The organism is Desulfonatronum thiosulfatophilum (genome assembly GCF_900104215.1).
Taxonomy (GTDB): domain Bacteria; phylum Desulfobacterota; class Desulfovibrionia; order Desulfovibrionales; family Desulfonatronaceae; genus Desulfonatronum; species Desulfonatronum thiosulfatophilum.
Window position 1 is genome coordinate 50,037 of record NZ_FMXO01000015.1, and the last position, 22,623, is coordinate 72,659.

The 22,623-nt window shown below is 56.8% G+C and carries 21 protein-coding genes; 4 read left to right on the forward strand and 17 right to left on the reverse strand.

What is annotated here, in order from left to right; translation table 11 throughout:
- Window positions 1-206 precede the first annotated feature (206 nt).
- The 5 genes from BLP93_RS12880 to BLP93_RS12900 form a co-directional block, all read right to left on the reverse strand.
- A complete protein-coding gene (locus tag BLP93_RS12880; protein ID WP_092122424.1) occupies window positions 207-668 on the reverse strand; it encodes a PaaI family thioesterase in 462 nt (153 codons plus the stop codon).
- Window position 669: 1 nt separating this feature from the next.
- Window positions 670-2,313, reverse strand: coding sequence for a glucose-6-phosphate isomerase (pgi, locus tag BLP93_RS12885; RefSeq protein WP_092122427.1), 1,644 nt, complete (start codon window positions 2,311-2,313; stop codon window positions 670-672).
- Between the two features lie 125 nt (window positions 2,314-2,438).
- On the reverse strand, window positions 2,439-2,903 hold the full coding sequence (locus tag BLP93_RS12890; protein WP_092122430.1) for a YaiI/YqxD family protein: 465 nt from the start codon (window positions 2,901-2,903) through the stop codon (window positions 2,439-2,441).
- 189 nt (window positions 2,904-3,092) lie between these two features.
- On the reverse strand, window positions 3,093-3,521 hold the full coding sequence (locus BLP93_RS12895) for a hypothetical protein (RefSeq protein ID WP_092122433.1): 429 nt from the start codon (window positions 3,519-3,521) through the stop codon (window positions 3,093-3,095).
- Window positions 3,522-3,705: 184 nt separating this feature from the next.
- Window positions 3,706-4,776 (reverse strand): SO_0444 family Cu/Zn efflux transporter, encoded by a 1,071-nt coding sequence (locus BLP93_RS12900; protein ID WP_208596647.1) that lies wholly within the window; start codon window positions 4,774-4,776, stop codon window positions 3,706-3,708.
- Between the two features lie 223 nt (window positions 4,777-4,999).
- On the opposite strand from BLP93_RS12900, the gene BLP93_RS12905 reads away from it, so the two are divergent.
- Window positions 5,000-6,808, forward strand: coding sequence for a YgiQ family radical SAM protein (locus BLP93_RS12905; protein ID WP_092122436.1), 1,809 nt, complete (start codon window positions 5,000-5,002; stop codon window positions 6,806-6,808).
- Between the two features lie 59 nt (window positions 6,809-6,867).
- Here the strand turns inward: BLP93_RS12905 and BLP93_RS12910 are convergent, their stop codons facing one another.
- The 10 genes from BLP93_RS12910 to BLP93_RS12960 form a co-directional block, all read right to left on the reverse strand.
- A complete protein-coding gene (locus tag BLP93_RS12910) occupies window positions 6,868-8,286 on the reverse strand; it encodes a 30S ribosomal protein S1 (protein WP_244148753.1) in 1,419 nt (472 codons plus the stop codon).
- 333 nt (window positions 8,287-8,619) lie between these two features.
- Window positions 8,620-9,147: a hypothetical protein gene (locus BLP93_RS12915; RefSeq protein ID WP_092122439.1), complete on the reverse strand. Its 528-nt coding sequence runs from the start codon at window positions 9,145-9,147 to the stop codon at window positions 8,620-8,622.
- On the reverse strand, window positions 9,144-9,779 hold the full coding sequence (gene rdgC, locus BLP93_RS12920) for a recombination-associated protein RdgC (RefSeq protein WP_092122445.1): 636 nt from the start codon (window positions 9,777-9,779) through the stop codon (window positions 9,144-9,146). Before rdgC ends, BLP93_RS12915 begins: the two co-directional genes overlap by 4 nt.
- 434 nt (window positions 9,780-10,213) lie before the next feature.
- A complete protein-coding gene (locus BLP93_RS12925) occupies window positions 10,214-10,993 on the reverse strand; it encodes a fumarylacetoacetate hydrolase family protein (RefSeq protein WP_092122448.1) in 780 nt (259 codons plus the stop codon).
- Window positions 10,994-11,240: 247 nt separating this feature from the next.
- The gene (locus BLP93_RS12930) at window positions 11,241-12,899 is read right to left on the reverse strand and encodes a ribonuclease J (RefSeq protein WP_092122451.1); all 1,659 of its coding nucleotides are present in this window, start codon (window positions 12,897-12,899) and stop codon (window positions 11,241-11,243) included.
- Window positions 12,875-13,600: a lysophospholipid acyltransferase family protein gene (locus BLP93_RS12935; protein ID WP_092122454.1), complete on the reverse strand. Its 726-nt coding sequence runs from the start codon at window positions 13,598-13,600 to the stop codon at window positions 12,875-12,877. Before BLP93_RS12935 ends, BLP93_RS12930 begins: the two co-directional genes overlap by 25 nt.
- Before the next feature lie 463 nt (window positions 13,601-14,063).
- Window positions 14,064-15,233 (reverse strand): GNAT family N-acetyltransferase, encoded by a 1,170-nt coding sequence (locus tag BLP93_RS12945; protein ID WP_092122460.1) that lies wholly within the window; start codon window positions 15,231-15,233, stop codon window positions 14,064-14,066.
- Window positions 15,230-15,553: an AzlD family protein gene (locus BLP93_RS12950; RefSeq protein WP_092122463.1), complete on the reverse strand. Its 324-nt coding sequence runs from the start codon at window positions 15,551-15,553 to the stop codon at window positions 15,230-15,232. The genes BLP93_RS12945 and BLP93_RS12950 overlap by 4 nt, the downstream gene beginning before the upstream one ends.
- Window positions 15,543-16,256 carry an AzlC family ABC transporter permease gene (locus BLP93_RS12955; RefSeq protein WP_092122466.1) on the reverse strand — a complete coding sequence of 238 codons (714 nt, stop codon included), beginning with the start codon at window positions 16,254-16,256 and terminating at the stop codon, window positions 15,543-15,545. Before BLP93_RS12955 ends, BLP93_RS12950 begins: the two co-directional genes overlap by 11 nt.
- 94 nt (window positions 16,257-16,350) lie before the next feature.
- Window positions 16,351-17,913, reverse strand: coding sequence for a hypothetical protein (locus BLP93_RS12960; RefSeq protein ID WP_208596648.1), 1,563 nt, complete (start codon window positions 17,911-17,913; stop codon window positions 16,351-16,353).
- A gap of 269 nt (window positions 17,914-18,182) precedes the next feature.
- Between BLP93_RS12960 and BLP93_RS12965 the strand changes: the two genes are divergently transcribed.
- A complete protein-coding gene (locus BLP93_RS12965) occupies window positions 18,183-19,010 on the forward strand; it encodes a TatD family hydrolase (protein ID WP_092122472.1) in 828 nt (275 codons plus the stop codon).
- Here BLP93_RS12965 and BLP93_RS12970 read toward each other — a convergent pair.
- Window positions 18,991-19,464: a hypothetical protein gene (locus tag BLP93_RS12970; protein ID WP_139163001.1), complete on the reverse strand. Its 474-nt coding sequence runs from the start codon at window positions 19,462-19,464 to the stop codon at window positions 18,991-18,993. The two genes, BLP93_RS12965 and BLP93_RS12970, sit on opposite strands and share 20 nt — an antisense overlap.
- A 55-nt stretch (window positions 19,465-19,519) precedes the next feature.
- Window positions 19,520-19,738 (reverse strand): DUF4911 domain-containing protein, encoded by a 219-nt coding sequence (locus tag BLP93_RS12975; RefSeq protein WP_161946328.1) that lies wholly within the window; start codon window positions 19,736-19,738, stop codon window positions 19,520-19,522.
- Between the two features lie 143 nt (window positions 19,739-19,881).
- On the opposite strand from BLP93_RS12975, the gene BLP93_RS12980 reads away from it, so the two are divergent.
- On the forward strand, window positions 19,882-21,741 hold the full coding sequence (locus BLP93_RS12980) for a flagellar hook-length control protein FliK (RefSeq protein WP_161946329.1): 1,860 nt from the start codon (window positions 19,882-19,884) through the stop codon (window positions 21,739-21,741).
- Between the two features lie 30 nt (window positions 21,742-21,771).
- Window positions 21,772-22,494: a flagellar hook assembly protein FlgD gene (locus BLP93_RS12985; protein ID WP_092122481.1), complete on the forward strand. Its 723-nt coding sequence runs from the start codon at window positions 21,772-21,774 to the stop codon at window positions 22,492-22,494.
- The last annotated feature ends 129 nt before the right edge of the window (window positions 22,495-22,623 follow it).

Sequence of the window (22,623 nt, forward strand, 5' to 3'; positions counted from 1 at the left end):
GCTTCATTCCGACGCTGGATTCCCGCCTTCGCGGGAATGACTTGAATTACCATGCCGTCTCCGAATCAGTCATACCCGCGAAGGCGGGTAACCAGTCTGATTCGCACGGATTAACTGAGCAGTTATTTTTTTCGTCACAATGTATTCATACCGAAAAGGCGGCCAAAGGCCGCCTTTTCGGTATATTCATCACTTGGAAGTGACAGTTACTTCATTTCCATGCTTGTCGGCATCGGCGCGGCCACGACCTCGCCGCGCACCCGGACCTCCCCTTCGGCCAGAATTTCCACCGCCACCACCAGCTTGCGTCGGCGACGCTCCGTGACCCGGGCTCGCAGCTCCAGCTCAACGCCTAGCGGCGTGGGTTTGACAAAAACCACATTCAGGGAAGCCGTGACGAACCGCCCCAGGGGCTCGTCACCGGCAAGTTCCATCCCGGCGGCCGCCGCGGCCGTGGCCACGCCGTGGCAATCCACCAGCGAGGCCAACAATCCGCCGTAGACGTAGCCCGGCACGGCGATATGCTCCGGCCTCGGGGTGAACCGGGCCTTGGCTTCCGTGCCGTCCCAACGGCTTTGCACGTGCAGTCCGTGGGGATTGTTCCTGCCGCAGCCATAGCAATGGCTGAGTTCATCCGCATACAGATGCTGGACCGGCTTGTCGGACATCTTAGCGCCTGATCTTTTTGTAATGGTTGATCAGGCCATTGGTGGACGAATCATGGCCGCTTAAGGGCTGATCATCCTTCAGTTCCGGAAGAATGGCGTTGGCCAACTGCTTGCCCAGCTCCACGCCCCACTGGTCAAAGGAGTTGATCCGCCAGATCACGCCCTGCACGAAGATCTTGTGCTCGTACATGGCAATCAGGCTGCCCAACGTGTTCGGCGTCAATTTCGGAAAAAGAATGGAGTTTGTGGGTCGATTGCCCGGAAAAACCTTGTGCGGCGCGATAAGATCCACCTGTTTCGCATCCATTCCGGAAGCCTCCAGCTCCCGCCGCGCCTCCTCCTCGGTCTTGCCCCGCATCAGGGCCTCGGTCTGGGCGAAGAAATTGGAAAGCAGGATTTCGTGGTGCTTCCCAAGTGGATTGTGGCTCTGGGCCGGCGCCAGGAAGTCCGCGGGGATCAACTTGGTGCCCTGGTGGATCAGCTGATAAAAGGCATGCTGGCCATTCGTTCCGGGCTCGCCCCAGATCACCGGGCCGGTGGAATAGTCCGCGACGTCGCCGTCCCGGGTGACCCGCTTGCCGTTGCTTTCCATGTCTCCCTGCTGGAAATACGCCGGAAAGCGATGCAGGTACTGATCGTACGGGAGAATGGCATGGCTTTGAGCGCCGAAAAAGTTGTTATACCAGACCCCGAGCAGGGCCAAAGTCACCGGCAGGTTCCGTTCCAGCGGAGCGGTCCGGAAATGTTCGTCCATGACGAAGGCCCCTTCCAGCAGGTCCATGAAATGATCCATGCCCACATAGATGGCAATGGACAGCCCGATGGCCGACCACAGCGAGTACCGCCCGCCGACCCAGTCCCAGAACGCGAACATGTTCTCCGGATCAATCCCGAACTCACGCACCTTCTCGGTGTTCGTGGACAATGCGGCGAAATGCATGGACACGGCTGTCGGATCAAGCAATGCATCCAGCAGCCATTTCTTGGCCGTATTGGCATTGGCTATGGTTTCCTGGGTGGTGAAGGTCTTGGAAGCGACAAGAAACAACGTGGTTTCCGGGTCGCATTGCTTGAGCACTTCCGCGATATGCGTCCCGTCCACATTGGACACGAAATGGACCCGCAGATTGGGATGCCCATAGGGCTTCAAGGCCTCGGTGACCATGTACGGCCCCAAATCCGATCCGCCGATGCCGATATTCACGACATCCTTGACCAGCTTGCCGGTGAAGCCCACCCAGGTTCCATCCCGCACGGCAGTGGAAAAGGCTTCCATTTTGGCCAGGACGTGACGCACTTCAGGCATCACATCCTGGCCGTCCACCATGATCGCCCGGTCCGAACGATTGCGCAAAGCCACATGCAAAACCGCCCTGTCTTCCGTGAAATTGATCCGCTCTCCGCCGAACATCCTGTCCCGCCACTGCTCCACTTCGGCTTCCCGCGCCAGGCTGTACAGCAGATCCATGCTTTGCTGATCGACAATGTTCTTCGAGTAATCCACCAAAATCCCGTTCACCGTTGCTGAAAAACGTTCAAAACGTTGCGCATCGGCAGCGAAAAGATCACGCATCTGTTTGCGCTTCATGATCTCGGCCTGCTCTGCCAGGGACTTCCAGGCGGATGTTGTCGTCAAATTGCTCATGACTCCTCCATGGTTTGAAATGTTCCTTTCAACACATAAATCTCCATTCCGCCCTGTCCAAGGCCGGCAATCAAATATCAAAAGATGCTTCCCACGATAATTCGAGGTAATACCCACTCGGGCTTTTAATGACCCATCGGCGGGTGCAGGCGACGAATCTTTTGAATCATCTCATCAAATTGTTGCAGGAAACGAGACCGATCCTGCTTTTTGAGCGGCGCAGGGCCGCCGATCATCTCACCTGCACCACGAAGTTCGGATAACAGATCCCGGGTCGCGACGGCCATGCCGATGTTGTCTTCAGTGAACGGCTTGCCCGTGGGTCTGATCGCCTGCGCCCCTTTCTTGAGACAGCGGCCGGCCAGAAGGATATCAGCGGTAACCACAATATCGTGAGGGTTTACATGCTCGACAATCCAGTCGTCGGCCGCATCCAGCCCCTCCGCGACAATTTCGAGTACAACCCTGCGTTCATTGGGAATGCGCATCCAGGAGTTGGCCACCAATGTGACGCCGAGTTGATAGCGGCCGGCAACGCGGTACACTTCCTCTTTGACCGGACATGAATCAGCATCTATAAAAATATGCATAAATATTTCCCTCAATGCCTAAAAACCAACCTCACCCTCGGAAGAACTATTGGAGGATGATCTGGCACTGGCCAGATTGTCCGGATATATCGTCACGCAATACGCGGACAAGGTTCAGCTGGACAACGTTCAGAACAGGCGCAAGAGCGGTTTACGCGAAATATGGGGGCAAAACGCTGAGCATCCTTATCATGCGTTCGGCGCATTCAAGGAAAGGATATAGGAATTGACGCCCTCTTGCGGCCAATATTGTGCATTGAGAGAATCCAGGATGTGGTTTGCGAGACAGAGACCAAGGGTTTCAAAGGTCTTCACCTGCAGCAGGTGGAGATGACCCAGTCGGAGGTAGTGATCCAAGGGGCCGCGGATTCCGGGATACTCGATGACGATCTGAAAACTGCGGGCATGATGGCGAAAACGTACTGTTATGTCCGCGTTCATCTTTGTGGTTCTAATGGTATTCACAACGTAGAGAAACACTTCTTCCGTCGCCAGTTGCAGTCGGATGGATGTGTCGTCAGGATAATCCATCAGCCGACACAATCCTTCCAGTCCGGCATTGACCACGACCACCAGCTCCTTGCGCGGTGCAACGGTGACACGGACGACTTCAATCATTACCAAGATCTCCTTTCTCTTCCGCGACAAGCATGAGTCTTCGTGCGGCAAATCTACACAGGTAGCAATCCGATACGCAATTCACCGTGTCAGGGTGAAATTATTTCGTGAAGCACGGATAATTACATTGAGTAGATCGAGTCAATGTAATTTTTTGATTCACCTTTATGAGCCATGAAGCTGTTCACAAATGCAAGGTGATCCAACGAGCAAGCAGCTTTCTGGTTGGCCGCACGGCCAGTAGGACGAACAAGGTCAAGGACGTCCACTTCAGCCATTGCGGCATTATTTCCTGGACAGCTCCAATCTGTCCGACGACATCAACATTCAGCCAGGATACGATCTGGTCCACCAGAAGCCCCAGAAACACCGCGGAAGAGATGATGCCGAAGACATAGCAGCCCAGTGCCGAATTCCCCATTTCCCGCCGAAATACGCCTAGAGTTGCCATGCTCGTAACCGGGCTGGTGAGCAGAAAAACCAGGACCGTGCCGGGAGAAATCCCCACCAGAAGCATGCCGGCAGCTATGGGCGTGGCCGCGGTGGCGCAGATATAGAGAGGAATGCCGACAACAGCCATGAGCAGCATCGGCACAAGACCACTTCCATAGGCGGCCATCGTCTCGGGCGGCATAAAGGCGATAAGCAGGCCCGCAAACGCCAGACCGATGAAGATCCAGGTGCTGATATCATCGAGCAGATCACGGAAGGCAAAGCGCATGCCGGCACGAAATCGGGCGCCGACGGGCGTCGCTGGGGCAACAATCAAGGGCTCCAGACCGCCGGAACAAGCGCTGTCGGAACATCCTCCGCCGCAGGAGGATGAGGCGGGGGAACCTGACATAAACGCACCCTTGTCCGAGGTGACGGCCACCAGAAGGCCGGTTATGATGGCCGTCGCCACCGCGCCGAGAGCGCGAACAGCCGCCATGAAGGGGCCCAGCAGCGCATAGGTGATGGTGATCGAATCCACGCCGATTCCCGGCGTGCCGATCAGGAAGGCCGTGGTCGGCCCTCGTCCCGCACCACCTCGATGCAGGGCCAGAGCAGCGGGAATCGCGCCGCAAGAGCACAGCGGCAAAGGTGCTCCGACAACGGCGGCCCGTGATACGGCCAACAGCCCGCGCCCACCGACCATTCGCTTCAAGAAGTTTTCCGGAACAAACGCCTTGACCAGCCCCCCGGCGAACAGCCCCAGGAGCAACCATGGAGCCGCGGCCAGGGCAACGGATAGGATTTCAGCAAGTACGGTCATTGTAATTTCTATGGAATAAGTTGTAATTGCTCCACAACATCCGCCAGTATCGTTGTATTGCACCGACAGTATCCATGCAAGTCATAATATAGCGATGCAACGGCAGGCAACTGTCATACAGCACACCAAACAGACACTTTACCGAACCAGGCCGAAGGGGCTAAACTCCTTTCAGGCAATTCAGCCCCCGCAATCCTCCCAATGATTCATCGGTGAACAACAAATGGTCAAAAAGTCCCTCTCCCGCATTCCGGCCCAGCCCGAGTTTCTGCCCATGTCGCGTAACGAAATGCAGGATCTGGGCTGGCGCGAACTCGATATACTCCTGGTTACCGGCGACGCCTACATCGACCACCCCGCTTTCGGCGTGCCGCTGCTGGGACGCCGGCTTTCGGCCCACGGCTTCAAGGTCGGCATCGTGGCCCAGCCGCGCTGGGACAGCCTGGACGACATCCAGGCTCTGGGACGTCCCCGGCTCTTCGCCGGCGTCAGCGCCGGCGCGCTGGACTCCATGCTGGCGCATTACACCGCATTTCGACGAATTCGTCGCGACGACGCCTATACGCCCGGAGGCCGGGCCGGGGCTCGCCCGAACCGGGCGAGCATCGTCTACACCAACCTGGTCAAGCGCGCCTTTCCCGGTCTGCCCGTGGTTATCGGCGGGATAGAGGCTTCCCTGCGACGGATTTCCCATTATGATTTCTGGACCGACAAAATCCGCCGATCCATTCTGCTGGACAGCAAGGCGGACCTGTTGCTCTACGGCATGGCCGAGAGGTCCGTTCTGGAACTGGCCCTGGCACTGGATAGCGTTTTGAAAGAGGATAACTCAGCGAAACGGTCCTTTGCCCCTCTTTCCCCGCAAACATGCATGCGAATTTCCGGAGCTGTTTTTTCCTGCCGTGAGGCGGATCTGCCCGTGTTGCCCGATGTCCAGGAATTGCCGTCCCACGAACAGATCCTTTCATCGCCCCAAACCCTGCTCCAGGCGACGGAACTCATGGAACAGCATGTTCACCAGGGACAGCACGGCTTGATTCAATCCGTGGGGGACAGACTGCTCGTGATCACGGCTCCGTCCGCTCCGTTGAGCGAACAGGAAATGGACGCCCTGTACGACCTTCCCTTTGCCCGGCGACAACACCCCTCCTACCAGGAGCCGATCCCGGCACTGGAAATGATCGCGGCCAGCATCACGACGCACCGCGGATGCGGAGGTGGCTGCTCGTTCTGCTCCCTGGCCCTCCATCAAGGCCGCCGGATCAGCTCGCGCAGCAGGAAGTCCATTCTGGCCGAGGCCCGGAACATGGCCGCCATGGCCCACTGGAAAGGCGTGATCAGCGATGTGGGTGGGCCGAGCGCGAACATGTGGCAGGCCACATGCACCCGTGAAAGCGAACCCTGCCGCCGGAACAGCTGCATGCATCCCGCGGTCTGCCCGTTTTTCCGCGTCGACCAGCAATCCATTCTGGCCATGCTTACCGAAATCCGGGAGCTGCCGGATGTCCGCCATGTGCGCGTCGCCAGCGGAGTACGTTTTGATCTGCTGCTTCAGGATTCCAAGGCCGCCGAGGGATTGATCCGGGATTTTGTCGGCGGTCAGCTTAAACTGGCCCCGGAGCATGCCTCGGAAAAAGTGCTCCGTTTGATGCGCAAGCCCCAGTTCAAGGTCTTTGAGCAGTTCCTGGCCTTGTTCGAGCACCATTCCGCCAGGATCGGCAAAAAGCAGTTCGTCGTTCCCTACCTGATGAGCGCTTTCCCGGGGTGCACGGATCAGGACATGGTCGAACTGGCCGACTGGCTGAAGAAAAAAGGATGGCGGCCGCAGCAGGTCCAGTGCTTCGTACCCACCCCCGGAACCCTGGCCACGGCCATGTTTCATGCCGAAAAAGATATCTCGGGCAATCCGTTGTTCGTCGCCCGAGGCGATGCCCAGCGCCAGGCGCAGCACCAAAAATTGACGTCCCTGATTGAACCGGCCTTCCCCGGAAAAAAAAATCAGGCGCGGAGCGGGACGCGGAAAAAGAAATAAAAAAGGGGGCGAAGATGCCTCGCCCCCTTTTTTGAAACTTCAGTTAAGCAGAAATAATCCTATTTCTGCTCCATGGCTTTTTTCAACTGCTCTCCCAGGCTTCCCATGGGGCCTTCCTGCACGGCATGGCTCTTCCAGTCCTCGTTTTGTTCCGCATCCGGCAATCCCAGGGATATGCGTCTCTTCTCCAGATCCACGACGTCAACGGCCACCGGGAGAGTCTCTCCGGGTTTGGCTTTGCTGTAAATATCGTCTGCGGAGCGTTCCAGCCGTGAAGCCGGCAGCAGTCCCACGACCCCGGGTTCGAGCTGGACAAACATGCCGAAAGTTTCTCTTTTCTCCAGTATTCCCTGCACAACCTGGCCTTTCTTGTACCGGTCGGCCAGTCCATCCCAGGGATCGCCCTCCGCGTCGCGCATGGACAGTCCGATGCGTTTTGTCTGTAGGTCAATGGACTTGACCATGACCGGGACGGATTCTCCCACGGCCACCACGTCGCCAGGCTTGTGCACGCGCTTGAGGTAGCTCATTTCACTGACGTGCACGAGACCCTCGATGCCTGGAAGGATTTCGACAAAAGCACCAAAGGGCGCGAGGTTGGTTACTCTGCCCGTGATCTTGGCGCCGACCTGAACGTCCGCGGCAATTTGAGCCCAGGGATCTTCCATGGCCTGCTTCATGGACAACTCCAGCCGGACATGGCCCTTGCCCTGGTCATCGACCTTCAGCAGTTTCACGGTCACCTGATCCCCTGCAGCAACCACGTCCTCGGGCGAATTGTTTCTGGACCAGCCCAGTTCGGAAACATGGACCAGGCCCTCCAGGCCAGGCGCAACCTCCACGAAGGCACCGAAGGGAGCAAGGCGGGTAACAGTGCCCTGCAGCACGTCGCCGACCTTGGTGCGTTCCAGGAACTCCGCCAGGGATTGGGCCTGCTCCAGATCCAGGAGCACTCTTCTGGAAACCACGATGTTCCGCCCCCGTTCTTCGATGCGGGTGATCAGAAACTGCATGCTCTGACCCACAAGATCATCAGGGTTGGTCACCGGCCGCTTGTCCACCTGACTCAAGGGGCAGAAAGCAATCTTGTCCAGCACGCGGACTCGGAAGCCGCCCTTGCAGACCTCCTTGATCTTGCCTTCCACGGGAATGCGCTCTTCCATGGCCTGCTGCAGCTGCTCCATGCCGCCCTCGCCGCCCAGGGCGCGCGCAAGCCGGATCTGACTGCCTTGCATCGAAACCACGTACAGCTCGACTTCGTCGCCCTCCCGCATGGAAAATGCCCCGTCCTTGTCCAGGAGCTCATGTTTATCAATCACGCCGTCGCTCTTGGTCCCGGTATCGACGTAAACCATTTCCTCGCCGACAGCGATGATTTTGCCCTTGATCCGGTTGCCGACCCGGAGTTCCGGTTTCATTTCCATTTCAGAGGCTTCAAACATTTCGGCAAAACTCTGTTCCATTTGCGAATCGGACATACGATGTGCTCCTGTGCAAGGTCGTTTTTCTTCGTCGAGACGATAGCTGGTCAAAATGTGCAGGTTTCGGGAAATCCCGTAATCAACATTAGAAAATATTGTAACTATTCAGCACATCCGAGTAAAAACGGACTGGATACCCGCCTTCGGGGGTATGACTGACTTTGATGCGGCAAAAAACAAGTCATTCCCGCGAAAGCGGGAATCCAGGTCATACATGCCACAATCTTCGAAACGAACCTTTTTCGCTCAAGCTGAGTAGTTACGGAAAATATATATAATAGTACTCAATGCATCGCCCTGGGCATGGTGCGGGGAAATGGCATCAGTGTTTTATTCGTCAGCAGCCACCCATTTGCGGATGGCGTTCAGTTCCTGGGACCACTCCGACGAAAATCGCAGCTTCAGGAATTGCAGAAACATTTGGTCGAAAAAGAACAGGCCCCGTTCGATGAGGTACATCTTTTCCAGAAAAGGGCCGTCGGGATCCTGCCCTTCTTCCAGCCGGAACTCAACCTTGGGGGTCTTGAAGCCGGCCGTGGAGAAATCCTCGGCCTTTACAGTAACCTGCCAGCCCTGACCGTCTTCATCCATCCGCAGTTTCGCCTGATGAACCTTCTTGCCGCGTGCCAAACCACTCTTGGCCTCGTGCAGTTCCCCGCCGGGACCGCTGCAAACCGCGGATTCCAGATATTCGCCTTCTCCGCTCTGAACCATGACCCGGCCCTCGAAGATCAACCCGAAAGCCACGCCGTCCGTGGTCTGCCACTGCCCGTTGTTGTGCACGCTTCGAAACCAGGCCCAGGTCAAAAACTCCTGACCCAGAGCCAGATCCTTGGCCTTGATCGTTTCCAGCGTCACTGGGCAGCCTCCCGAGCAGGAATGAAAATCGAACCTTCAAAGCTTGTCAGGCGGCCTTCAGCTCCAGCCCCCAGCATCTCCAGACCCAGGGAGACGGGGGTCAACGGCTCCAGTTCGGCCTGAAAGGTGCGGGCGAAGAGATCTTCAAACAGCGTTCGGATCTTGCCGTTGGTGGTGGCCAGATAAACCCTGTTGTCGCGAACACTCCAGACAACATCAAAGACAGCCGGAATCGGCAGGCTGCGCATCAGCAGTTTCTGACGCACCTGCTCGCGCAGTTCGGTTTTCTGATCCTTGGGTACGAACTTCTTGCCTTCCTGGGCAAGTTGAGCCTGCCGTTCCCTCAGGGCGATCATCCAGTGCTTCTTGAACACCGCGGGCGGAACCCTTCGAGTATCCAGGCGCAGGGAAAACGCCAGATACGGTCCTTTCTCCGGTCCGGCCGTGGCCCAGTCCACGTCCAGAAGGTCATCGAAACAGACCCATCCGAAGGATCGTTCCTCCATGCTCTGATCGATGTCCACAAAGGCGAAGCTCTTCAACCGCCTGGGAATCTCGGCAAGGACATCGTCCCCGACGTCATCCGGCAGCCTGTATCTCGTCAACCCCGTACTCGCGGAAAGAAAACCCACTCACAACTCCTGTCCCTGGAACAAATTGATTTGACCGAGAATATCTTCGCTGATTATCTCTGCTGCGACACTTGTTTTGCAACTACTCAGCTTCAGAGCAGGAAAAGGTTGCTTTGAAAGCTTGTGGCAAGCATGACCTGGATTCCCGCCTTCGCGGGAATGACTTGTTCTTCAATGCCATCTCCGGATCACTCATACCCGCGAAGCCTGTCCTCGTGTAGACGGGGAGCGGGTATCCGGTCCGCTTTTACTCGGACGAGCTGAGAGTTGCCTTGGCATGTTTCTATGTCCACCAGAATGAATCAACCACGGAGCAACGGAGAGCACGGGGGGATGCATCTCGTCAAGCAAAATTTTCTTTCCCCGTGTTCCCCCGTGCGCCCCGTGGTTTAATCTTCGGCGGCTCTTTTTGCTCCGAAAATGCCGCAAACGCATTATTGAATGACGGAATACCCTTCAACGTGGTCCTGTTCCACGATCACCGTGTTCGTCAGCAAGGCGACATCGGAAATTTCCACCTGCACCTCATCTCCGGCATGCAGGGGGCCGATTCCGGGAGGAGTCCCGGTGAGAATTACGTCCCCCGGAAGCAGGGTCATCACGTGGGAAGCAAAGCTGAGCAGCTCCCAGGCGCTGAAAATCATATCGCCGGTGTTGCCGTTCTGACGCACCTGCCCATTGACCCTGGTGATCAGCGTCAGCTCGGAAGGATCGGGCACTTCCGTCTCGATCCACGGCCCGATGGGCGCAAAGGTATCGAAGCCTTTTGCCCGTCCGTATTGTCCGTCCTTGGTTTGCAGATCCCGCGCGGTAATGTCGTTGGCGCAGGTATACCCAAAGATATATTCCGCGGCCTGAGTCGCATTGACCTTTCGGCAGGGCTTGCCGATGACCACGGCCAGCTCTCCTTCGTAATCGACCCGGAAGGACTGGACAGGCAGAACTATGGGTTGCCATGCGCCGATGACGGCGGAAGGAGGCTTGAAAAAAAGAACCGGCTCATCCGGAACGGTTTTGCCCATTTCCTCGGCATGGGCATGGTAGTTCAGGGCCGCGCAGATGATCTTGCTCGGCGCCACCGGAGGGAGCAGGGCAATCTGATCCAGACCGATCGGATCGTTCAATCCCATGTCCTTGTTCAGACACATCACATGATCCGGTTGCAGTGTGGCGTAGAAGGTCTTCCCCGCATACTGGACTCGCACGACACGCATAAAAACTCCCAGGAGGTTTCATCCAAAAGATTGCACTGTTCAGCACATTCTGAACACAAGACGAAAACCGGTCAGGCTTGTCTCGGTGTTGCGCCGTTGTCTGTCCGACTGAGCCGGACTCGTTCACGCCGACATGATCGGAATCAACCGGATTACTCCCGCAACAGAAGCCATCTTGACGTACCGGCTTGCCGCCAAGCCCTGCAGGTGACGGGCTTGGCCGACCTGGAGGCGCTCCCCTGCCCCATCACACCCCGACGACAACAGGCAGAACCACTGGATCGCGTTGCAGCACCTTGCGGAAAAAGCTGCGCAAAACAATGCGAATCCGCTCCGCATTTTTCTTTGGCGAGGCTTTGGGGTTGGATTCGAAGACATCCAGGATCAGGCATTTGGAGTCGTCCAGAACGTGTTCGAACTGCTGCTCAAAAACAAAGCCTTTGGTGATCATCTCCGGTCCGACGAGAATATGCCCGGTTTCCTGGTCAATGACCAAGTGCACGACCACCAGTCCTTCCTCTGCTAGCAATTTGCGTTCCTTGAGCACGCTGGCCCCGACGTCTCCGACTCCCTTGCCGTCCACAAAGGTCGAATCCACCCGGATTCGATCCTCGAAACGAATGCCGCGCTCGAAAAAGGTCAAGGGCTGGCCGTTGTCCAGGACAATGGCTCGTTCCGAGGCCACCCCGCATTCGCGCGCCAGCTGGCAATGCTTCACCAGATGCCGGTATTCGCCGTGAATGGGCACGAAAAACTTGGGCTTGACCGTATTCAGCATGGTGGCCAGTTCTTCCCGATGCGCATGGCCTGAAGCGTGGATTCCCTGCACTTTTTCATACAGCACTTCGGCACCCAGACGATACAAATTGTTGATCACCCGCGATATGGCTTTGGTGTTCCCGGGGATGATTCGTGAGGACATCAAAACCAGATCCCCCTTATGGATCTTGATCTGGCGATGATCGCCCTGGGCAATGCGCGTCAGAACGGAAAGCGGCTCTCCCTGCGATCCCGTGACCAGAAGCACGAGCTTGTCGTCGCGCATGTCGTCGATATTCTCAAGGGAACAGGTGGCGTCGGGTGCAGCCCGCAGATACCCGAGTTCCCGCGCCAGGCCGATATTGTTCACCAGGCTCCTGCCGCTGACGGCCACCTTTCTTCCGGTCATGGCCGCCAGGTCGAAAACTTCCTGCATCCTCTGGATATGGCTGGAAAACAAGGTGATGATGATCCGGCCCTCGGCCTGCCGGAAGATGCGCTCCAGAGCTGCCTTGATCTCCATCTCGGTCAGGGTCACGCCTTCGCGTTCGATATTGGTGGAGTCCGACAGCAGCAAATGCACGCCCGGCTCGGAAAAGGCGGCAAAGGCATCCAGATCGGTAAACTGGTTGTCCATGGGCGTAGGGTCGATCTTGAAGTCCCCACTGTGGATAATGCGGCCCACCGGTGTCTCGATACCCAGGCCGAAGCCGTTGATGATCGAATGGCAAACAGGAATGAAATGGACCGTGAACGGCCCCAGTTCCACCTGATCACCGCTGGAAACTTGGCGCAGGTCCACATATTTGTTCAGGTTATGCTCCCGCAGCTTGTTTTCCAGCAGGGCGAGAGTGAAGGACGAGCTGTAGACGGGAACATCCACATAGGGCAACAGCCACGGCAAGGCTCCGATGTGATCCTCGTGGCCGTGGGTCAGGATGATGCCCCGGATCTTGTCTTTCTTTGCAAGCAGGGTTTCAAAGCGCGGGATCAGAATGTCCACACCGTAATGGTAATCACTGGGAAACATGAGCCCGCAATCAATGACAATAATGCTGTCATCGGATTCCAGCAGCATGCAGTTCATTCCGATCTCGCCCAGCCCTCCCAGAGGGGTCAGGGTCACGGACGTTTCTTGGCCAACCATTCATCAGTCTCCTTGGAATGCGTGTGCATGATATTCCACATATCCTGCTTTAATCGTTCACGATCCTTGATCGTGTAATTATCTTTGGTCTCAATTGGGGGAAAGAAGCGGACCGCGACCTCGCCCGGCCTGATCCTCCAGGAGGGCTTGGGCAAGACGTCGTGGGTTCCGGAGATCAGAACCGGAACCACGGGCCGTCCGCTTTTGATGGCCAGAATCATCGGGCCGATCTTGAACTCGCCAAGCTGCGCGAATCGGGAGCCTTCCGGAAAAATGAGGATCGAGGCGTGCTCGGATTTCGTAATGGCATCCTGAATGCTTTTCATGCCCCGGCGGGGATTGTCCCGGTCGATGCCGATATAGCCGATCCGGGACATGGCCTGGCCGAAGAACGGGATGCGGAAGAGACTTTGCTTGGCGACGAATCGAAACTGATGCCCTTTCAAGGCGACCAGCAGGACCGGGATATCAAACCAGCTCTGATGGTTGACCATCAGAATGTACCTGCCGGAGGGGTCGAAACCACCCCGGTCCACATGCACCTTGATCCCGGCCAGGCGACAGACGAGACCACCCCAGAAGATACCGACCCTGTTCGGGAGATTTCCGCTGGAATCAAAAATGGAGACCGCAATGGTGATGATTGCAAAAAAGATGGTCAGCGGCAAAAAGAGAAGATAAAAGGGGATGATGGATAACATTTAGATCAAACCTGTAGCCGGTTAAGATGGAAAAGTAAATGTTGCCGTCGGGCGTCAAGGGATCGCAATCCAAATCCAAATCCAATCGAAATCCAATCGAAATCCAAATCGAAATCCAAATCGAAATCGCAACCGAAATCGCAATGGGAATCGATCGCAATAATTCCCAATCTATTTTTATAACTACTCAGCCCGTCCGAGTAAAAGCGGACTGGGTACCCGCCTTCGCGGGTATGACTGACCCGGAGACGCCGTTGAAAAACAAGTCATTCCCGCGAAGGCGGGAATCCAGGTCGTGCTTGCCACAATTTTTTGAAAGTAACCTTTTCCTGCTCTGAAGCTGAGTAGTTACTTTGTTTTCGATTTTCGATTTCGATTGCGATTGCGATTACGACTTTGGGCAGCGCGAGATATTCGTTTCAAATTGAACGCAAATTCAAATGAGAGCCCTGAAACCGGCCGATCATTTCCTGCTCTTGTAGGGGAGAATGCTGTTCAAGGCGACAATGTCCTGCATTTCCATGCGATTATATTCCGGAATGTAGACTTCCATCACTCCGTGCAGGCGGGGATCAAAAAATTTGTGCAGGCTGTAGTTGGGTGCGGAGACGAAACCGCGCAATGCCTTGTGCACTCCCCCCATGCCGGGATCGAAGAGTCGCAAGCCTTGTTCGATCATCCATTCCATGGGCCGGTAGTAGCAGAGTTCAAAATGCAGGAACTCCACTTCTTTGCGCGTGCCCCAGTAGCGGCCGTAGAGCCGATCTCCGGCGGTGATCAGCAGCGACATGGCCACCGGTTGCTCGTCTCCCGGCTCGAAGGCGGCGATGATCAGCACGTTTTGGCGAAAAGTCCCGCGCAGGCCCTGAAAAAATTCCGGTGTCAGGAACTTGCAGCTCCATTGTCCGAAGCGGTCGTTATGCCGGGCATAGAACTCGTACATCAGCTCGAAATATTGCTCGGGTATCTCCTCCCCCAGAAAAAACTTCGTCGTGATGCCCTGCCCGGCCAGATGCTTCCGTTCCCGGCGCACGTTGCGGCGCTGCGTCGCCTTCAATCCCGAGAGGTAGTCGTCGAAACTTGCGAATCCGGGGTTGAGCCAGACAAATCCCTGATGCAGCCAGACCTTGTACCCCAGGGTTTCCAGGATCTGCCCCCAGGCCGTGGTCACGAAATGAAAACCGCATCCTGATACGCCATGCTCCAGGGAAAATTGTTCAATTTCCAGGCTCATGGCCGTGCTGAGCCTGGACTGGTTCGCATCCTCGGCCATCAAAAAACGATACGCCGTCACCGGACTGAACGGACTCATCCCCACCAGCTTCGGATAGTAGCGCACGCCCATGCTGGAGGCCAGTTGCGCCCAGGCCTGGTCAAAGACGAATTCCCCATCGCTGTGGCTCTTCAGGTAGAGGGCCGCGGCGCCGACCATCCGGCCCTGGCTGTGCATGGTCAGATGACAAGGCCGCCATCCGCATTGCGGGACCACGCTCCCGGACTCTTCCAGCAGGTGCAGCCATTCCCAGCGCAGAAAGGGGACATCGCGCTCCCGGCAGAGCATGTTCCAGTCTTGTGGGTCAATGTCGGCAATCCGGTCATGCCATTTTGCGGTCAGAGCTGGAATAGCGGTCATAAAACTCCTCGCAGCAGCACCACGGCCAGAACGCCCGTGCCCAGCGCGGCCATCAGATTGCGCGTCAGCGCGGCGACAATTGCCGTTGCCCCGGCGGCCAGACGCTCCGCTAAAGTTCCGTTCACCAGATTGGGAACGACAATGGCCACCAGAATGGACGCCGGAACATGTCGTAAAAAAGCCTCGACCCGAGGTGTGGGCGTGACCCGGCTGATCAGGAACAGCCCCGCCGCTCGGGTGAAGTACGTGGCCCCGACCATTCCCAGCAGGACGATGAAAACATCCAGGTTGGACGCGCCGGTTACGAGATCAACGCTCATGACGCCACGCTCCGTACAGCCCCCCGGCCAATCCGCCACAAAGAATATACCATTTTCCGGGCAGAACGAGAACGCCGATCCAGGCCGCGCCCGCGGCGACCAGCCAGACCGGCAGATCATGACGTCCCTTCCAGAAAAAAATCAGCAGACTGATGAATACCGCGGTAAAGGCGAAATCCAAGCCCCACCTGGCCGGATCGCTCATGGCCGAACCCACGAAATACCCGCTGGACGCTCCCAGGCAGGTGGCCGTGAACCAGAAAACATAAATGCACAGCCCGGACCCGAGCAGAAAACCGGCGTCCCGACCGCCGCCGGCCATCTCCCGCATGGACAGAGCCCAGGATTCATCAGTCATGAAAAACAGGGAACCGTAGGCCTTCCAGGGCGCGATTCCGGTCAGCCAGTCGCGCAGGGCCGCGCCCATGAGCACATGGCGCAGATTGACGATGAACGTGGTCAGGACAATGCCGAGAAAAGGCAGGACCGGGCCCCAGAACTCCAGGACCATCAACTGGGAAGCGCCGGCAAAGACACTCAGGCTCATGGCCCCGGCCTGCATGGCGCTCATGCCGGCCTGCACCGCCAGGACGCCGAAAACCAGCCCGTAGGCGAACACGCTCAACCCCAAAGGCAGACAGAGCTGAAAGCCGCGCCGGACGCCGGCAAATGTGAATTGGATCGGAGACAAAGAGGAACCCATAACTACCCGAGGCTTCCCCAATAATCCGGGGCCGGGACGAGCTGGTCAGGATCGGTCATTTCCAGGTAATAGGCGATTTCCCGGCGCAACATGATCAGCCCCTTGCCAGTGCCATGCGGCAGGCATGGGCGAAGTCTTCGGGATAATGCCCGATGATGCTGCGCAACTGCGCCTCACTGAAGCCGCCAGGCGCATAGGGCAGCTTGGGCAGGAAGGCATAGAGCAGGCGCTGGTCATTATCTTCAGCGTCAAAGCGGCGGGAGTACTCGATGCTCGTGACCATTCGCGCTCCAAGTCCCTCCAGGGCCTGCTGGGCCTTGAGCATGGCCTCGTCCAGGGACTTGCGGCAGGCCGTGTCCGCATCCAGGAGGTGACCGACGGGCCCAAGGGGCATGAGTTGCAGTTCAAAGGCCGATGTCTGCGCTTTGGGCACGAACAGGAGCACCTGCTCGTCCTCATACACCACCAGGCTGGATTCTCCCGAACCACCGTCCGTGCGCTGATTCGACCGGATGGCCCGCAGGTAGTCCGCAAACAGCCCCCGGCCGGTTTCACGGCGGTAGGCGGCCACGGCATCGGCCACCAGATCGCCGCAGGCAAAGGCATGCAGATCCCGACCCGACTCCCGGTCTTGATCGGTTGCCGACGAGGCTGACGCAACCGTTGACGGAATCAAGGCGTATTGCTGGTGAATCTGCTGGTGCGAGGCATGGAGGCGATATCCGCTGGGCGCGAAGTCGAACCCGAAATTCCAGCCCCACAACGTGGCGCTGTACGGCAGGCCGCGACCTTGCGCCGCTGCCTCAACCATCCGCTCCACAATCCGCAGACGCAGTTCTTCCAGTACATCCTGCGTCAGCATCCCGCGGCGCGGAACATCCAAATCCAACATCCGCGCAAGGCGCAGGTACGTCCGTTGGTAGTACAAATGGCGCAGGCCGCGCATATCCTCGGCATCCAGATCCCTGACCGCGTACCGCACTGCATCATGGGCCATGTTCGCCGCGAAATGCCCCCAAGGAATATAGCTGTTGCGGCGCAAATACTCGAAAACATGCGTGCCGCCGCCCCCCACATCCCCGACAATCTCGCTGCCGCCCTGAACCCCGGGCCGCAGAACCATGGCCACCTTGTAGGGATCAGGCAAATTTGGATTATTGGCCACGGCTTCGAAGAGATCATGATTGAGGACCACAGCACGTATTCGTCCCGAATCGTCCTTTATGTAACGAAGTCCTTTAGGGTCTCCGGTTTGTTCATCAAAAAGCAGCTCGCAGCACAATCCGGCCAGAATCCGCAAATCCTCCGAATCCGTAGACGTGGCGGCCAGAGCCGACAGGACCGGGTCGGGGAGCCGGCTGAAAAAATCCTTTTTTTCCTCAACCGTCATCCCACCGCCGGACCATGAGCCCAACACCCGAGACAAGGAAACGTCCTGCGGCCGCGGCAATGCGATGGCCCCGGGATTGCGCGCCTTGGCGTCAGCCCAGGAGGAATCAATATACGTCGTACCCCGGAATGCAAAAGCATTAGGAATTTCGTAGATCGCACCCGCATGGGGCACGTCAACGTCGCCCTCCGGAAAATTGCGCTGATTCTCCACCCGATCCCCATCACGAGTCGTCCCCAACTCCGCATGATGGTCATCCCCGCGCATATTGGCCACGGAATACGAAGGCCGATGCACGCCGTACCGAAAAGTTCCATCAGGAGAAATACATGTCCGTATCATAGAATACTTTGGTCATAATATATGTTCATGGCCCACGTAACCCACCCCATTCGCGATCCTAATCTTATCGAAATCGCAATCGAAATCGCAATCGAAATCGAAAACACTCTAACTGCCTGCACAGCCCCCAAGCACCCCAAAATGTCGACAAGCGGCAGGCCATACTCTACCTTGCGCCCCAGGAGAAGCACGTCATGTCCTCAAAAAAAAATATCCCCTTGCCGGAGACGTTCGCCCTGCCCCATGTGGGCGTGGAAACTCATGCTCACCTTGACTTTCCGGACTTTGCCGAAGATCTGGATCAGGTCCTGGAGCGTGCCGGGAATGCCGGTGTGGCCTGGATCGGAAATATCTTCCTCTCGGTGGAGGCGTACCAGGCCCATCAATCCAGATTATCCGCGCGGCAAAACATCTTCTTCACGCTCGGCATCCATCCCCACGAAGCTTCCACAGTCAATTCCGGTGTCCTGGCGGACATGAACGGTTTGTTTGTCGGCGACGCCAACCTGCGGGCCCTGGGTGAAATCGGGCTCGATCTGTATTGGAACCGCAGCCCGGCCGACGTCCAGATCCGCGCCTTTCGGGATCAGCTGGCTCTGGCCAGGGAACGGGATCTTCCCGTGGTCCTCCATTGCCGTCAGGCCGAGCAGGAAACCCTGGCCATCCTCCAGGACATGGATTTCACGGATCGCCCTCTGCTCTGGCACTGTTTCGGCGGCGGGCCGGATCTGGCCGAAGAAATCCTGGTCCGAGGCTGGCACATCTCCATTCCCGGTCCGGTCACCTTTCCCAAAAACACGGCGCTTCATGAAGCCGTAACCAGAATCCCTCTCTCGCGCATGGTTCTGGAAACGGACTGCCCGTTTCTGACGCCGGTGCCCTTCCGGGGCAAGCGCAACGAGCCGGCCTATCTCTGCTACACGGCCGAGGCAGTTGCCAACCTGCGCGGAGAACCAATCCGGCAGGTCTGGGAATCCTGCGCAAATACGGCGCGCGAGTTTTTCAGTTTGCCTCCGGCCTGACAGGTTGGGGTGCTTCAGCCCGCCCCAGAAAGGTAATCCGGCGGACATCCCCGGCCTCGATTTTCATCTTTCCCCAATCCGTCAACCCGTAGAACACCAGGTCGGGTTGCATCATGAATTCGCTGGTGGACTCATTGCGGAAGGATACCCGAGCCATCACCTGATCATCCTGGACATACATCCTGACATCGACAATTTCCGCGAAGTCCAGACTGATCTGCGCTCTGCCCGCGGTGACCGGGATCAGGGTCAACCCGTCCATGGAGAAATCATGCAGCCGGAAGGACACGTCATCGGCGTCCACCAACTCCACCAGAAAGGATCGCTCCGGCCTGGGTATCTTGGTCACCGCTTCCGTATCCCCGAACCCTCCCATGCCCATGCACAACAAGGCCAAAACAAGCAAAACGGCAACCCACCGCGTCATATCTGGATGATGTAAACGACAACGCATAGCCCCTCCATGTCTCACAAATATTTTCGATATTCACTCGTCATTATTGAATATTTCAGTAACCATCCCTACCGCCCATCAGTATCTCGACAAACCCAATCTCATCTCGCACCGATTCCAGGAACTCCCTCACTTCCTGCTCCTGTTCCGGGGCGAAGACCAGTTTGATCACGGCCGATTGCGAGCTGACCGTGGTCAGGTAGGCCAGATTGTCGTAGGCCTCCAGAAGAAATTTCAGAAAAGAGATGTTGCGGGGATCGAGCTGCAGATACATTCGACGGGATTGCCTTGAAAATCCGAAGGCAGATGCGTGTGGAGCAGACATGGCATGTTTCTACTGCAACATGCCGTTGGGGACAAGGGCGGTTGTGCGGGCTGGAACAGCTTTTGAATAATCAGGGACAAGGAGAGAGAACCATGCAGATTTTTCCCTCATTTTCAGGCACTTCCAAAGCATCCGGCAATTCGGTTCCCGGTGGAGACATGCCGCTGTTCAACCTGGGAAGCAATAATTTCGAGGATGTCTTCGGAGCTTTCATGCGTGCTCCCCATGAGGATAACCGGCACCATGCGTTACTGCCGGAAACTCTTCCTCCTCGCGAGAACCCGGTTTCAGAACAACGGCAACACCCTGCTCCCCCATCCTCCGTGCATTCGGATCCACCTCGAACCCCGCTGCACCTGGACAAGCCGGTCAACCGGGAAGATTTTGCCCGGTTACGGGACAAACTGGAACAGCTTGGCGTGGATCGGGAGACACTGGATCAAATAGAGGATCTTTACGATCAGCCCGGTACGGTAACCTGGCGCATGGTTCTGGAAGTGCTGCGCGAGCCGTTGGAAGACTTGGCAAAAATCAAGATTTCTCCGGAACAGGAACGCAACCTGCTCAGCCTGTTCGATAAACTCGGCTTCTCGCCGGAAGATGGATTGAAACTGACCCAGGATATCCTGGATAAAAAATTCGACTCCGTCTGGAACACCATTCAACACACTCTCTCTTCCCTGACCGGCAACGAAAAGATTTCCATAACTCCCGCGGAAATTCTCTCCCTGCTCCAGGTGCTTGGACTGAAAGGCGGTGCGGGTTCCAAAGATAACGGCAACGCCATGTCGGATCTGGCCAAGCTCCTGGGTACGGATGTCGAAAGCCTCTCAAAACTTGACGGCAAAACACTCGACATCATGCGCAGGCTTGCCGAGGCCCTCGGCAAAGGCGAGTTGAAAATGGATCCTGAACTTCGTGCCGCCTTGCAAAACATGATCAAGGATAGTCACCGGAATAATTCCAGCCTGGAGAAGATCGTCGCCTTGGCAACGGAAAAGGAACTCACCCCGGAAGAATTGAAAAAAATCCTGGCCCAGCTCAAGGATGCCGTCACCACCAAGGACCAAACGACCAATAATTCCAGAGAACAAATTCTGGCCGAGGTGCACAAGAGCATGGTCCTCGGCGAGAGCAGGGAACAGCGCATGCAGGCCGCGGACAACGGCGTCAATGCGCCCCGCGTATCCATGACCGAGGCTACAAATGCGCTGAAGATGGCGTCCCAAGCTGGAGACGGCAAGGATTCCGGCATGATGAATCAAAATGCCGACCATGGAGCGGCCAGAGACAATCCCACCGCCCAGAACAAATCGGCTCAAGGCTGGGAATCGTTCTGGAACAAAATCAATGTCCAGAATACGGGAGAAGCCGCCGGGATCACCACCAAGGATGCAGGCCCTGACCCACGATCTATTCTCGGCCAGACGAATTCAGCCAACAACGCCGAAGCCGCGGCCAAACGGATCATTTCCAATGCACCGGCTCCGCATCGCAGCGTGCTCAACCAGGTTTATTCGGGCCTGCTCCAGAACATGGGCCAGGGCCGGCAGCAATTGACGCTGCAGCTCAACCCGGCGGATCTGGGCAGCCTGACCGTCAACCTGAAAGTTGTGGGCAAGGAAATCCAGGCCGTGCTCCGGGCGGAGAATAACGAGGCTCGGCAAATCATCGCCGAGAACATGCCCCTACTCCGCCAAACCCTGGAATCCCAGGGCCTGCGCGTCACTCGCCTGGAAGTCCAGACCCAATTACAGGATCAGAATCAGTTCACTCAGCACTGGCACGGTTCGGAAGGTCAGAAATTTCAGGAACAAGGAGCCAAAACCCAATGGGCCGCTCTGGGGCGGGGCCTGCTCAAAAGCAATGGTTCGGGAATAAATGTTTCCTCTGAAGAGGCATCAATTTTGCTTGATTCGTCACGAGAAGGCGGAATTAACCTGGTCGCCTAGCAATTTTTTCCTCTTTCCAGGAGAAGCCCCATGAATACCAGCTCATATGTTTCATCCCAGTCCAGCCACCTCATCGGTCGCGCGGAAAGGGATTTTGAAACGCAAAAACCCCGAACCGGCGGCCAATCCGCTTTGGACAAGGATGCTTTCCTGCGCCTGCTGACCACTCAGTTGGCCAATCAGGACCCCCTGAACCCTCTGGATGACAAGGAATTTGTAACCCAGCTGGCTCAATTTTCCAGCCTGGAGCAGCTGAACAATATTTCCGACAGCATCGGCGAGTTCAAGGAAACTTTTTCCCGCCAGGAAACATTGAGCGCGGTGAACTATATCGGAAAAGAGATCAGGGCCGAAGGACGCAGCATCAGCAAGAACGGAACCGACGTCAGCTCCTTTTCCTATACTTTGCCGGATACCGCGGAAAAGCTCTATCTGAACATCTTCGACAACCATGGCAATATCGTGCGCAGCGTCACTCTTCCCGGAAGGATGCCCGGCGAGCACCAATTTGCTTGGGACGGCAAGGACCACGGCGGCAATTCCGTGCAGGACGGAGTGTATCAAATATTCATGGCTGCCGAAGGGGTAAATGGGGAACCGCTGATGATCTCCACGAAAACCAGTGGCGTTGTCTCCGGTATCGTCAATGACGGAGATCAGGCCTTTCTTCGGCTCCAAGATGGCAGACGGGTCAACATCAAGGACGTTACTGAAGTAGTCGGGGATAAGTCCAAAATGGGTGGTACTGCTTGAACGCGCAACTTCAGGTAATCACGGAATCACTGTCCAACATTAATGGCCTGCTGAACAGCACGACATCCACCAGACCCTGATGAACAGCCTGGATATAGTAAAATAAGATCACATGCATCGTCATCTAAA

Coding starts and splice junctions, on each gene's coding strand:
- BLP93_RS12980 (WP_161946329.1), top strand. CDS start 19,882: ATGCAGATTTTTCCCTCATTTTCAGGCACTTCCAAAGCATCCGGCAAT.
- BLP93_RS12965 (WP_092122472.1), top strand. CDS start 18,183: ATGTCCTCAAAAAAAAATATCCCCTTGCCGGAGACGTTCGCCCTGCCC.
- BLP93_RS12960 (WP_208596648.1), bottom strand. CDS start 17,913: ATGCGCGGGGATGACCATCATGCGGAGTTGGGGACGACTCGTGATGGG.
- BLP93_RS12945 (WP_092122460.1), bottom strand. CDS start 15,233: ATGACCGCTATTCCAGCTCTGACCGCAAAATGGCATGACCGGATTGCC.
- BLP93_RS12880 (WP_092122424.1), bottom strand. CDS start 668: ATGTCCGACAAGCCGGTCCAGCATCTGTATGCGGATGAACTCAGCCAT.
- BLP93_RS12900 (WP_208596647.1), bottom strand. CDS start 4,776: ATGACCGTACTTGCTGAAATCCTATCCGTTGCCCTGGCCGCGGCTCCA.
- BLP93_RS12950 (WP_092122463.1), bottom strand. CDS start 15,553: ATGAGCGTTGATCTCGTAACCGGCGCGTCCAACCTGGATGTTTTCATC.
- BLP93_RS12910 (WP_244148753.1), bottom strand. CDS start 8,286: ATGTCCGATTCGCAAATGGAACAGAGTTTTGCCGAAATGTTTGAAGCC.
- BLP93_RS12935 (WP_092122454.1), bottom strand. CDS start 13,600: ATGTTATCCATCATCCCCTTTTATCTTCTCTTTTTGCCGCTGACCATC.
- BLP93_RS12905 (WP_092122436.1), top strand. CDS start 5,000: ATGGTCAAAAAGTCCCTCTCCCGCATTCCGGCCCAGCCCGAGTTTCTG.
- BLP93_RS12975 (WP_161946328.1), bottom strand. CDS start 19,738: ATGTATCTGCAGCTCGATCCCCGCAACATCTCTTTTCTGAAATTTCTT.
- BLP93_RS12970 (WP_139163001.1), bottom strand. CDS start 19,464: ATGCGTTGTCGTTTACATCATCCAGATATGACGCGGTGGGTTGCCGTT.
- BLP93_RS12895 (WP_092122433.1), bottom strand. CDS start 3,521: ATGATTGAAGTCGTCCGTGTCACCGTTGCACCGCGCAAGGAGCTGGTG.
- pgi (WP_092122427.1), bottom strand. CDS start 2,313: ATGAGCAATTTGACGACAACATCCGCCTGGAAGTCCCTGGCAGAGCAG.
- BLP93_RS12890 (WP_092122430.1), bottom strand. CDS start 2,903: ATGCATATTTTTATAGATGCTGATTCATGTCCGGTCAAAGAGGAAGTG.
- BLP93_RS12955 (WP_092122466.1), bottom strand. CDS start 16,256: ATGGGTTCCTCTTTGTCTCCGATCCAATTCACATTTGCCGGCGTCCGG.
- BLP93_RS12985 (WP_092122481.1), top strand. CDS start 21,772: ATGAATACCAGCTCATATGTTTCATCCCAGTCCAGCCACCTCATCGGT.
- BLP93_RS12925 (WP_092122448.1), bottom strand. CDS start 10,993: ATGCGTGTCGTGCGAGTCCAGTATGCGGGGAAGACCTTCTACGCCACA.
- BLP93_RS12930 (WP_092122451.1), bottom strand. CDS start 12,899: ATGGTTGGCCAAGAAACGTCCGTGACCCTGACCCCTCTGGGAGGGCTG.